At 35.5% G+C, this 11,648-nt stretch carries 11 protein-coding genes; 8 read left to right on the forward strand and 3 right to left on the reverse strand.

Features of this window, described 5'->3' with window-relative positions; genetic code table 11:
* Window positions 1-345: 345 nt before the first annotated feature.
* From AC6EI2_RS06030 to AC6EI2_RS06040, 3 genes are read left to right on the forward strand one after another with little or no spacing between them, the layout of a single operon-like run.
* Window positions 346-1,563, forward strand: coding sequence for an FtsW/RodA/SpoVE family cell cycle protein (locus tag AC6EI2_RS06030; RefSeq protein WP_498461462.1), 1,218 nt, complete (start codon window positions 346-348; stop codon window positions 1,561-1,563).
* A gap of 34 nt (window positions 1,564-1,597) precedes the next feature.
* Entirely contained in the window at window positions 1,598-2,338 is a 741-nt protein-coding gene (locus AC6EI2_RS06035) for a cytochrome c biogenesis CcdA family protein (protein WP_498461463.1), read from the forward strand.
* A 5-nt stretch (window positions 2,339-2,343) separates the two neighbouring features.
* Window positions 2,344-3,624, forward strand: coding sequence for a cytochrome c biogenesis ResB family protein (locus AC6EI2_RS06040; protein WP_498461464.1), 1,281 nt, complete (start codon window positions 2,344-2,346; stop codon window positions 3,622-3,624).
* Here AC6EI2_RS06040 and queF read toward each other — a convergent pair.
* Entirely contained in the window at window positions 3,613-4,029 is a 417-nt protein-coding gene (gene queF / locus AC6EI2_RS06045) for a preQ(1) synthase (protein ID WP_498461465.1), read from the reverse strand. The two genes, AC6EI2_RS06040 and queF, sit on opposite strands and share 12 nt — an antisense overlap.
* A gap of 180 nt (window positions 4,030-4,209) precedes the next feature.
* Between queF and AC6EI2_RS06050 the strand changes: the two genes are divergently transcribed.
* Window positions 4,210-4,437, forward strand: a complete 228-nt coding sequence (locus tag AC6EI2_RS06050; protein WP_498461466.1) for a hypothetical protein — start codon at window positions 4,210-4,212, stop codon at window positions 4,435-4,437.
* A gap of 40 nt (window positions 4,438-4,477) precedes the next feature.
* Complete coding sequence (locus tag AC6EI2_RS06055) at window positions 4,478-4,816, forward strand: P-II family nitrogen regulator (RefSeq protein WP_498461467.1); 339 nt, start codon at window positions 4,478-4,480, stop codon at window positions 4,814-4,816.
* A 2-nt stretch (window positions 4,817-4,818) separates the two neighbouring features.
* Here the strand turns inward: AC6EI2_RS06055 and AC6EI2_RS06060 are convergent, their stop codons facing one another.
* Window positions 4,819-5,613, reverse strand: coding sequence for a TlyA family RNA methyltransferase (locus AC6EI2_RS06060; RefSeq protein WP_498461468.1), 795 nt, complete (start codon window positions 5,611-5,613; stop codon window positions 4,819-4,821).
* A 110-nt stretch (window positions 5,614-5,723) separates the two neighbouring features.
* Between AC6EI2_RS06060 and AC6EI2_RS06065 the strand changes: the two genes are divergently transcribed.
* The 3 genes from AC6EI2_RS06065 (at window position 5,724) to AC6EI2_RS06075 (ending at window position 8,833) form a co-directional block, all read left to right on the forward strand.
* Window positions 5,724-5,969 carry a hypothetical protein gene (locus AC6EI2_RS06065; protein WP_498461469.1) on the forward strand — a complete coding sequence of 82 codons (246 nt, stop codon included), beginning with the start codon at window positions 5,724-5,726 and terminating at the stop codon, window positions 5,967-5,969.
* 43 nt (window positions 5,970-6,012) lie between these two features.
* Window positions 6,013-7,308: an adenylosuccinate lyase gene (gene purB / locus AC6EI2_RS06070; RefSeq protein ID WP_498461470.1), complete on the forward strand. Its 1,296-nt coding sequence runs from the start codon at window positions 6,013-6,015 to the stop codon at window positions 7,306-7,308.
* Window positions 7,309-7,438: 130 nt separating this feature from the next.
* Window positions 7,439-8,833, forward strand: a complete 1,395-nt coding sequence (locus tag AC6EI2_RS06075) for a class II fumarate hydratase (protein ID WP_498461471.1) — start codon at window positions 7,439-7,441, stop codon at window positions 8,831-8,833.
* An 18-nt stretch (window positions 8,834-8,851) separates the two neighbouring features.
* Here AC6EI2_RS06075 and AC6EI2_RS06080 read toward each other — a convergent pair whose 3' ends face one another.
* Window positions 8,852-11,629, reverse strand: a complete 2,778-nt coding sequence (locus AC6EI2_RS06080) for a DEAD/DEAH box helicase (protein WP_498461472.1) — start codon at window positions 11,627-11,629, stop codon at window positions 8,852-8,854.
* Window positions 11,630-11,648 lie beyond the last annotated feature (19 nt).

The following is an 11,648-nucleotide window of genomic DNA, read 5'->3' on the forward strand; positions in this document are numbered from 1 at the left end:
GGGGAATCTATCACGAGACTTGCATCAAAACAAAAAAATTTTCTCTATCAATAACTTGAAAAGTTGGTTAAATTAACAATCTGCGGAGAATTATCAAGCCAATTTTTATTTACCCAACATAAATCAAGATATAGTTTGTTTAAAATTTAATCCTGCGGTTGTAAAATTAAGTTATTAGTTTTTAATCCAATTTCTTTAATTTGATCTCTAAAAATTAACAATTAAATTTAACTCGTAAAAACTTCTTAGTTTTTAAGGAATTCAAAAAAAAGTAAATTAATTAAAGTTTAAAGACTTGGCAAAATGGCAATTTAACGGCTCAATGGTATACAAGCAAAATATCCTTTGAGTAATATTTCTAATAAAAAAACACCATACACTTCCAAATCGAAAAAGAGGCATGAATCAAAAGATTTTCTGAGTAATTTCATCAACGATAAAATTCTTCCATTGCCTTGGCCATTTTGGCCTATGGAAGGGCGTTTAATAATGGGATTAATAGCCTTTTGGAGCATTTCAGGAATTTTCATACTTGGATCAGCTAGTTGGTGGGTAGCCACCAGAGAAATGGGTGAAGGTACTTATTACATAAAAAGACAAATAATTTGGCTAATCGCTAGCTGGAGCATTTTTTATCTCGCCATCAATATCAAATTAAAAAGCTGGCTTAGGGTTTCAGGTCCTTGCCTTTTTATAGGAATGCTGCTGATTGCATCAACAAGTTTTTTCGGTAGTACCGTCAATGGTTCTACAAGATGGTTGATTATCGGTCCAATCCAAGTTCAACCATCGGAATTAATCAAACCTTTTATTATCCTTCATAGTGCAAAACTTTTTGGTCAATGGGAGAGAATAAATTCAGAAAAAAAAATTTTTTGGTTAACTATATTTGCCTCCATTATTTTATTAATTATAAAACAACCAAATTTAAGCACTGCTGCATTAACAGGAATATTACTTTGGATGATTGCCTTAGCTGCTGGTATTAATTTTAAGCATCTTTTCAACACGGCCTTATCAGGCTTAACCATTGGTTCAATAAGTATTTTTTTTAATGCTTACCAGCAAAGTCGCGTTTTATCATTTATCAACCCATGGAAAGATCCACAAGAAGGGGGTTATCAATTAATTCAGAGTCTTTATGCTATCGGTTCAGGTGGTTTATTTGGAGAAGGATATGGTCTTTCAATGCAAAAATTACAATATCTACCATATAGAAGTACTGATTTTATATTTGCTGTTTTTGCAGAAGAATTTGGATTTTTTGGATCTATTTTACTTTTAACATTTTTACTCGTAATTTCATATTTAACTCTAAAAATATCCCTTAATTGTAGAAATAATTATACCAAACTAATTTCTATTGGATCAGGAACTATTCTTGTAGGCCAATCAATTATGCACATCGCAGTTTCCTCAGGTGCAATGCCAACAACAGGTCTTCCTTTCCCTCTGATCAGTTATGGGGGAAACTCATTAATCTCAAGCTTACTAATAGCAGCCTTATTGGTCAGATCCTCTATTGAATCTTCAGATTTATTAATTAAAAATTCCTCAAATTGACGCTTAAATAGATAATCTAGAAAGGAAAAGTGGTGTGGCAAATCTTTTTTTGAGCATTTCTTCCATAAGCTTGGTTGTCTCTGATATGGCTCGTCATGGCGAGCACATAATTAATAATGGGCTAAATAATCCAACCCCTGTATCACTCCTAATAGTTTTCACTGGAGGCCTTTTAACCAGTTTAGGCCCCTGCTCATTATCACTATTACCAATAACAGTTGCATATCTAGCTGGATTTAAAAGTAAACAAAACCCTCTACAAAAAACTTTTAGTTTCTGCGGCGGGATAGTTATTTCACTAGTGGTTCTAGGAAGTCTAAGCGGTTTTTTAGGGAAAATTTATGGCCAATTACCTGGTTTCTTTTCAATACTTATTAGTCTTTTAGCCATAATTATGGGCCTTAATCTCCTTGGCCTCTTAAAAATCGCCCTTCCATCTGGACCTGATCCTGAAGCTTGGACAAGCAAAGTCCCCCCAGCTTTCGCACCGGTTTCAGCAGGGTTAGCTTTTGGATTAGCCTCCTCGCCTTGTACAACTCCTGTCCTTGCTGTTCTTCTCGCATGGGTTGCCAAGGAAGGTAACCCCATTGGTGGCACAATTTTTCTTGCAAGCTTTGCGATTGGGCAAATTGTTCCTTTATTTATTGCAGGAACTTTTGCAGCAAGTGTTCCAAAATTATTATCTTTGCGACCTATTGGGAAATGGGTTCCACCAATTAGTGGGGTTATTTTATTAACCGTAGGTCTTTTCAGCCTTCTTTCTACTTGGATATGAATTAGATGAAAAAAATCAGCCAAGTTTTAAATTGGCTTTCTAGCTTAAAGATTGCTATTTTACTATTATTCTTAATAGCAATTTCTTGTGCAGCAGGAACTTTTATCCCACAACAAGAACCAGATCAATTCTACTATGATAATTTCAATAATGATCCTTTTCTTGGACTAATCAATGGAAATATATTAATACTTTTTCAATTCAATCATGTTTATACAAGTTACTGGTTTTTGATTTTATTAACTTGGCTTGGTTTAGCTCTGGCAGTTTGTAGTTTTAGAAGACAATTACCAATACTTAAATCAGCATTAAACTGGATAGATTATAAATCTCCTCGTCAAATAGCAAAACTTTCTGTCGCGCAGACAATTAAAACTAATGATCCTTCAAAAAGCTTAGAAAAACTTTCAATAAATTTAAAAAAGCAAGGTTGGAATGTGAGAGAAACAGATGGAAGGATAGCTGCAAGGAAAGGAGTAATTGGTAGATTAGGACCTATACTAATTCATCTAGGTTTAATCTTATTGATGATAGGTGCAACATACGGATCATTAAATGGAAAAACTTTAGAAAGATTCATCGCACCTGGAAGATCAATAGATTTATTAAACAATAATGAAGAGAAAGGATTAACAATAAAATTACTAAAGTTTCAAATAGAAAGAGACCCTCAAGGAAGAACTGAGCAGTATAGATCAATAGTAAAAGTTATTGAACCAAATGGAAATAATGAAGAGAAGGAGATTAGTGTTAATTCTCCATTAAGGTACAAAGGACTAACATTATATCAAGCCGACTGGTCATTAGCAGCAATAACACTTCAAGTTGATAATAGTCCCAAATTACAAATTCCAATAAAATCTATTCCAGAGCTAGGGGAACAAACTTGGGGAACTATTATACCAACCCAAAAAGATGGAGAAGGGCAAATCTTATTAACAGTTTCGAGTGAATTGGGACCTGTAACAATTTATGATAATGATGGTACGAGACTTACAAACATAAGCATAAATAAGGAAGCGGAAGTGAAAAATACTTTAATTAAAATAATAAATGTAATACCAAGTAGTGGATTACTTTTAAAGCGTGATCCCGGAGTACCCTTTGTTTATACCAGTTTCGCTATAATACTTCTTGGTGGTTCACTAAGTATAATATCTACCAAGAAGATTTGGTTATTACATGAAAAGGATCAATCTATTATCTATATAGGTGGCTTAAGCAACAGAAATCTTGCAGGTCTCTCGAAAGAATTGCCGAAATTTATTAGTTTTCTAAGTGATTAACTCTAAATCATTTCTTTTTCCATGACAAACCCTAATGATAGTATGAACATTTCCTCTAGGGTTAAAATTAGCTTCTAATTGCATCCATTTAGGGTCAGAAACTTCAACAAAATCATCTATTATTTTATTTGTAACTTCTTCATGAGATATTTTCTTTTCACGAAAACTATTTAAATAAAGTTTAATTGCTTTTAGTTCAATTACCTTCTTATCTGGTTGATATACAATCCTTAAAGTAGCGAAATCTGGATAACCCGAAAAAGGACACTTACATGTAAATTCAGGGAAATCTATTGAAATTTCATAATCTCTATTAGTCTTGGGATTAGGAAAGCAAATCAATCTCCCAGCAGCTATTTCCCTTTCCCCATACATAATTACCTCTTTAATATTTTCTTCACTCATTTGAATATCTTGAATAGGAATTTAATAACAGACTACATAATACCTGGATTAAGGATTCAACCCTCTAATAAATTTTGCTAATAAAAAACATTTAAATGATGGGGAAAAGGAGATATGTATCAATGAGTACAAAACTAATTCACGCTTTCCCCCCTAATAGATGCATAAACAAGATTTTTTATGGACATCAGTCTTTCTGAAAAGAGAAATGGAACTCAAATAGAGCCGAAAACTGTTCACGGAATTCTTTGGCTACAAACTCATTTCGAATCCAATCATTGGGAAATTATCAGTAATGGCTTAGTAATAATTCCTACCAAGGACGCCCGAATGCTTCAAGAAGATGCAACAAATGCTGGACTAAATGTAAATTTCATCAATTCTCTAAGTCCAATAGACAAAATCTGATCAAAAATTATCTAAGATCAAAAAAGTTTCTTAAAGTGATATGAAAAAGATAGAAGCAATAATACGCCCTTTTAAACTAGAAGACGTAAAGATCGCCTTAGTCAATGCTGGTGTAGTCGGAATGACTGTAAGCGAAGTAAGAGGATTTGGACGCCAAAAAGGACAAGTCGAAAGATACAGAGGTTCCGAGTTCACCGTTGAATTTCTTCAAAAACTAAAGATAGAAGTTGTTGTCCCTGAAGAAAAAATTGACATTGTTTTAAAAGCTATTGCTGAAGCAGCAAAAACTGGAGAGATTGGAGATGGAAAGATTTTCGTAACTCCAATAGATTCCGTAGTAAGGATAAGAACAGGTGATAAAAACGAAATAGCTCTATAAATTTACGAAAAATCCATCAATTTTTCTATGTTATCGAATCCCTTAGAGTCATCGTTCATCCATAATAAATATTCTTGATTACCCGCAGGTCCCTTTAAGGGTGATGCGATCAATCCTTTTGGATACCATCCGTATTTTTTAGATTCGTTTATCACGCCTTCAATAGCCTCAAGATGCAGAGAATGATCCCGAACGACTCCGCCCTTCCCAACTTTGTCCTTGCCAACCTCAAATTGAGGTTTTACTAATACTAACAATTCAGACCGGGCATTATTAAGAAGAGATTTAAGACTAGGCAAAACAATTTTTAGAGAGATAAAAGATAAGTCAGCTACAGCGAAGTCAGGTATTGGATCTCCATCATTAAATAATTTTTCAGGAGTTAAATGTCTAATATTAGTACGTTCCAACAGAACCACTCTTGGATCATTTCTAATACTCCATGCCGTTTGGCCATAGCCAACATCAACTCCATAAACCTTTGCTGCTCCTAATTGCAAAAGACAATCTGTAAAACCACCAGTGGAAATCCCAGCATCTAGACAAACTCGATTTTTGATACTAAGCGGAAATTGATCAAAGGCTGCAGACAACTTTTCACCTCCGCGAGATACATACTTCAAAGGCTGAGTAATTTCTATCTGAAGATCTTTTAAAACTTCTTGGCCTGGCTTATCAAGAATTTGTCCATTAATTGTTTTGACCTTACCAGCTCTAATGAGCTTCTGCGCCTCTTGACGAGATTTAGCTAATCCCTTAGTCAGCAAGTGAAGATCTAATCGCGATTTTTTAGTCATTTGTTTACAAAAACAAACAGGAAACGGAACAAAAACCGCAGAAGTCGTAATAATCCTCTTTTTCAATAGAGAATCTATTTAATTGACCAAAGTTTTTGTCTAAAAAGCTCATGCATCCCACCAATAAAAATGAGCTATCTAGCCATGGTCATTTTCATCTAAACCCAAAGAATCAAGCTGGAGAGGTACTTGAGCTTTTGCCTCCAGGAAGTTTTGCAAAATTTGCAAATCAACCTAATGACTTGCCTCCCTTCCAAGTAATTGACTGCAAAGGGGGAAAATGTAGGGTAAGGCAGCAGGCTTGGGGAAGATATGTGCATTGGGAAGTTGAACACAATAGACTCAAGTCAGCTTGACCTTGACGACCTAAATTAAAGTAACCTTTAACTTTGTAGCACTTTGATTGAGCGTTACACAAACCCAGAGATGGGAAATATTTGGTCTGAACAAGCCAAATACCAAACTTGGCTTGATGTTGAAATAGCCGCATGTGAGGCTAATTGCAAACTAGGGAAAATCCCACTTAATGCAATGCAATCCATTCGATCAAAGGCAAATTTCACACCCGAGCGCATACTCGAAATAGAAGCAGAGGTTCGGCATGACGTAATTGCTTTTCTAACAAATGTGAATGAATATGTTGGTGAGGCAGGCCGATACATACATGTTGGGATGACAAGTAGCGATGTCCTCGATACAGGACTAGCACTTCAATTGAAGTCATCAGTAAAACTTTTAAAAAAAGAGCTTTTATTGCTTGAGGACGCTATTAGAGGTTTAGCAAGAGAACACAAAAATACCGTAATGATTGGCCGTTCTCATGCAATTCATGGAGAACCTATTACTTTTGGATTCAAGCTTGCAGGATGGCTAGCAGAAACTCTAAGAAACAAAGAAAGGCTGAACAGTCTCGAGGACGATATCTCCGTTGGTCAAATCAGTGGTGCCATGGGAACTTATGCGAATACCGATCCCGAAATAGAAAAAATTACTTGCGAACTTTTAGGACTTCAGTGTGATACAGCTAGTACTCAAGTGATCTCAAGGGATAGACATGCTAATTATGTACAAACTCTTGCTTTGATTGGATCATCATTAGATCGTTTTTCTACAGAAATTAGAAACCTTCAAAGAACAGATGTCCTTGAGGTAGAGGAAAACTTTGCTAAAGGTCAAAAAGGAAGCTCTGCTATGCCTCACAAAAGAAATCCTATAAGGAGTGAGAGAGTCAGCGGTCTTTCAAGAGTTTTAAGAAGTTATGTAGTTGCAGCTCTCGAAAATGTAGCTCTATGGCATGAAAGGGACATTAGCCACAGTTCCAATGAAAGATTAATGTTGCCAGACACGTCTATTACACTTCATTTTATGATCACTGAAATGACAGCGATTATTAAAGGACTTGGCATTTACCCGAATAATATGCTGCATAATTTAAACATTTATGGAGGAGTAGTTTTTAGTCAAAGAGTTCTTTTGGCATTAGTTGAGAATGGAATGAGTCGCGAAGATTCTTATCGATTAGTACAAAAACATGCTCATTCTGCATGGAATCAACCTGAAGGTAATTTCAAAAACAACCTTGAGAATGATACAGAGGTAATGAATATTCTCTCTCTAACTAAACTGTCTGAATGCTTCTCAACTGAATTACATCAATCGAATTTGAAGGTTATTTGGGATAGACTTGGAATATAAGTGTAAATGCTAAATCTAAATCAATTAATATTTGTTAGTTGACTAAAGAAAAACCATAGCTATAGATTCAACTAAAATCAATAGCTATAGTCTTTATTCCCAGGGAATTTAAATTTTTAAACCAACAGCAATGTCTAATATGAAACGACTTGAAAAAGATAGTCTAGGTTCGATTTCTGTTCCAGAAAATGCGCTATGGGGAGCTCAAACTCAAAGATCAATATTAAATTTTGCTATTGGCGATGAAATCGTACCTCTTGAAATCATTCATGCAATTGCTCAAATAAAAGCCTCTGCTGCTCGTGTAAACAATCATTTAGGTCTGATTGATACAGAAATCGCACAATTGATCACCGAAGCAAGTTTGGAAATTGTTGAAGGTAAATACAATGATCAATTTCCTTTGAAAATATGGCAAACAGGAAGCGGTACCCAAACAAATATGAACGTAAATGAGGTAATTAGCAACATAGCTTCAAAACGTTTAAATAAGCCTTTAGGTAGTCATGATCCACTTCACCCTAATGATCATGTCAATCGCTCTCAATCTACTAATGACGTTTTCCCTGCAGCTATACAGATAGCCACAATACTTAATTTAAAGAAGACCTTAATACCCGAATTAAAAAAGCTCATTAATTTGTTTCATCAAAAAAGTCATGAATGGAAGGATCTTATAAAAATAGGACGTACTCATCTCCAAGATGCAGTCCCCATGACTCTTGGACAAGAAGTTTCCGCCTGGTCAAGTCAGTTAGAGACTGCATTAGGACGCATTGAAATCAACCTCGAAGAACTTTATTCACTTCCACTGGGAGGAACCGCTATTGGAACAGGAATAAATGCTCCAGAGAATTTCGATAACCTCATTGCTCTTGATATCTCTAGAAAAACAAATTTACCCTTTGAAACCGCAGCTAATAAATTTGCCATCATGGCTAGTCATGATGGCCTTGTAAATATAATGTCCCAATTAAAATTATTAGCCGTAACTTTTCTCAAAATCGTTAATGATCTTCGACTTTTATCTTGTGGACCAAGAGCCGGATTATCAGAGCTACAGCTCCCATCCAATGAGCCTGGCAGCTCAATAATGCCAGGAAAAATCAATCCTACTCAATGCGAAGCTATGGCGATGGTATGTACACAAATAATTGGTATGGATGTCTCAGTATCCATAGCAGGAAGTGGTGGACATCTACAAATGAACGTTTATAAACCACTAATTGGATACAACATTTTAAAAAGTATTAATCTTATTCAAACCGCATGTAAAAGTTGCAGAGAAAATATGATTGAGGGTCTACAAGCAAATGAACCAAAAATCAAGCAATATCTAGATAATTCTTTAATGCTTGTTACTGCATTGGCTCCATCAATCGGATACGAAAAAGCAAGTCAAATTGCCCAATTAGCACATGAAAAGAATCTCAGTCTAAGAGAAGCCTCAATTCAACTAAGCTATATCGATCCAGAAGAATTTGATACTCTCATTAATCCAAAATTTATGATTGGGAATGATTGAAAAAATGAATTTCTAATCTCAATTTTTTCTTTCAGTTGCCGGATTAATAACCTCATGATTTTTTTCTTTTGATTGATTAATATCTTCAGCTTCACAAACTGGAAATCTATCCATTAGTTTTATAGCTGCTCTAGCATTATTCCTAAGTTGCCTACTCATAGCCTCGCAATAGGGAATCTGTGAAAGCAAATCATTTGTTCTTCTCAGAATTCTTACCACATCTCCCTCATCTAAAGAAGTATTTGAAATTAAATCCGTCCAGGTACTTCCTCTTGCCCAGGCTTCTACTAAACCCATTAATTCTGAACTCCATAGAATTGGAACTTCAATACCAAAACGTTCTTGTACTCTAAATAATTCTCTTCGTATATTTGATAAATCATTAAAAGCTTCGTCTGCAACTGCACTTGGAATAAATCCAGTCCATAAATCAGGACGATTAACTTCTGTCACAATTGACTGAATCACTCCGGCTAATTCAATCGGAGTCAATTCATCAAGATGTCCACTCATCAAAGCCAAACCTAACCACAATTCATTTTCACCTCTTAAGGATCCAATACCTCTACCTATTTCAGTGGGACTTAAATCATCCAAGCATCCGAAGTGATTTAATACTTTAATCAGTGATAAAAAAGTTTCCCAGTGACGATTCGACCTGTCATAAAGTATCTGCTCACGTTCATGAATTTCAATCTCTAATTCATTCATTTTACGCCTATGCTTCTTTAATTTTTTCTTATCTCCCCATCGATGGGCTGGCTGAATCAACAATTCATCTTCTAGAGAGCTAACTAATTGAGCTTGAGACAAAACTTCACTAGCAAGATCATATTGCGCAATTCTCATATTATTTTTCTTAGCCAAATTTGATATCATTAGTGCTATTTCGTTACTTATCTGATCGCCATGAAGTATTTCACCCAGTCTGCTAATTTCAGGAGTTATAATATCTAATACGTCTAAGCATGCAAGGTCAGCATGAAGACTAACGACTTCCTTACAAGAGATAAGTATCCAAATATTTTCATCTGTTAAGCAGAGCAATTGAGATGGTCTATCTCCTTTTTTTAACTTTTTAATAATCACAGCAGGTATAACTTTACCTTTTAGCTGCGAAGTTTTTAGACTTATCAGAGTCCCATTATTTGCAAATTCTAATGCTAAGATTAATTCATTAGACAAAGTCTCGGCAGATTGTTTTTGAAGAATTTTCAATAGTCTTCTTTCTTCCTTCAAATGACTTTTTATTTTTTCATATCTTTCAAAAGCTGACCATGGTATATCTTCTGAAAAGGTTTTATATTCTTTTAAGTCCTTTTTTAACCTAGAAAGTTCTTCTTCCTCTTCAACTAAATCTAAGCTAGCTAAGTATCTACTAAAGCTTCTTTCTATCAATTCTTTTGATTTATCTAAGTCATAACGCTGTAATAAATTCAGGACCATGCCATAGCTAGGCGTGAATTGACTAATCAGGGGGTCCGCTGGACTAGTTGCCAATTGCCCAGCTTCTCGTACGCCTTCAAATCGAGTTTGTACAGTAACGACATAGCCTCTAGAATCAAGACCTCTTCTTCCTGCTCGACCAGCCATTTGCAAAAACTCACTCCCCATTAATTGACGATGTCCATTATCTGATCTCTTCGATAAAGTAGATATAATTGTACTTCTTGCAGGCATGTTGATCCCTGCAGCTAATGTTTCAGTTGCAAAAACAACCTTAATCAATCCTTCTTGAAATAATTCCTCAATTAATTCCTTCCATGCAGGAAGAACTCCCGCATGATGAGAGGCGATTCCATTAAATAAAGCTCTGATATGTAGATCATCTCTGAGCCCTTCTGAATTTAAAATTGAATATTTTTCAAATCGATCTTGAATGGAATTCCTTTCTTCTTGATTAACCAAACAGGTGTTGGCAATTGTTTTCACAGCTTTATCACATCCACGACGACTAAATATGAAATAAATAGCAGGTAACATATTTCTCTCAGCCAACTTCGATATCACAAAGCCAAGTGAAGGAGATTCAGGTTGACTAGGCTTGGATAAGCGTCCTCTCTTCTTATGTGTTTTTGTTGGACGCCAAATCTTACAATTTGGATGTAATCCAGTTCCTTTTTCGTTCAGTAATGGGTGAAGTCCTTTAGAGCTGCAAAAATTGAATTCCAGAGGAACTGGCCTTAAATCACTAGAAATCAAATCTGTGGGTCCATGTACCTGCTCAATCCAATCGGTTAATTGGCCAGCATTTGCGACTGTTGCCGATAGACCAACAAATTGAACGGATTTAGGACAATGAATAATTGATTCCTCCCACACAGTCCCTCTATGAGCATCATTCATGTAATGACATTCATCAAGGACAACAGTTTCTATATCCATTAGAGGGTCATCATTTCTGTCTGCTGCTGCGTAAAGCATATTTCTAAAAATTTCAGTAGTCATCACAAGGATGGAAGCCTCTCTATTCAGGCTTAAATCACCTGTTAAGAGGCCCACATTGCTTGCACCAAATTGATTCCGAAAGTCCCTAAGTTTTTGGTTAGATAAAGCTTTTAAGGGAGTCGTATAAAACACCTTATTCCCATGAGAAATAGCTCTATAAATTGCATACTCTCCTATTAATGTCTTTCCTGATCCTGTAGGTGCACTGACAACTACTGAATGCCCTTGATTGAGTGAATCAATTGCTTTAAGTTGAAACTCATCCAACGCAAAAGGAAAGATTTCCTTTGGATTTAAATTGTTTTGGAGGATTTCGTTCTCAGACGTATCCCTCTCTGATGAAGTCATTGTTAAATCCTAGTTGAAT

The sequence above is a fragment of the Prochlorococcus sp. MIT2302 genome, from assembly GCF_059772385.1.

Coding starts and splice junctions, on each gene's coding strand:
- AC6EI2_RS06040 (WP_498461464.1), top strand. CDS start 2,344: ATGAAAAAAATCAGCCAAGTTTTAAATTGGCTTTCTAGCTTAAAGATT.
- queF (WP_498461465.1), bottom strand. CDS start 4,029: ATGAGTGAAGAAAATATTAAAGAGGTAATTATGTATGGGGAAAGGGAA.
- AC6EI2_RS06050 (WP_498461466.1), top strand. CDS start 4,210: ATGGACATCAGTCTTTCTGAAAAGAGAAATGGAACTCAAATAGAGCCG.
- AC6EI2_RS06055 (WP_498461467.1), top strand. CDS start 4,478: ATGAAAAAGATAGAAGCAATAATACGCCCTTTTAAACTAGAAGACGTA.
- AC6EI2_RS06060 (WP_498461468.1), bottom strand. CDS start 5,613: ATGACTAAAAAATCGCGATTAGATCTTCACTTGCTGACTAAGGGATTA.
- AC6EI2_RS06065 (WP_498461469.1), top strand. CDS start 5,724: ATGCATCCCACCAATAAAAATGAGCTATCTAGCCATGGTCATTTTCAT.
- AC6EI2_RS06075 (WP_498461471.1), top strand. CDS start 7,439: ATGTCTAATATGAAACGACTTGAAAAAGATAGTCTAGGTTCGATTTCT.
- AC6EI2_RS06080 (WP_498461472.1), bottom strand. CDS start 11,629: ATGACTTCATCAGAGAGGGATACGTCTGAGAACGAAATCCTCCAAAAC.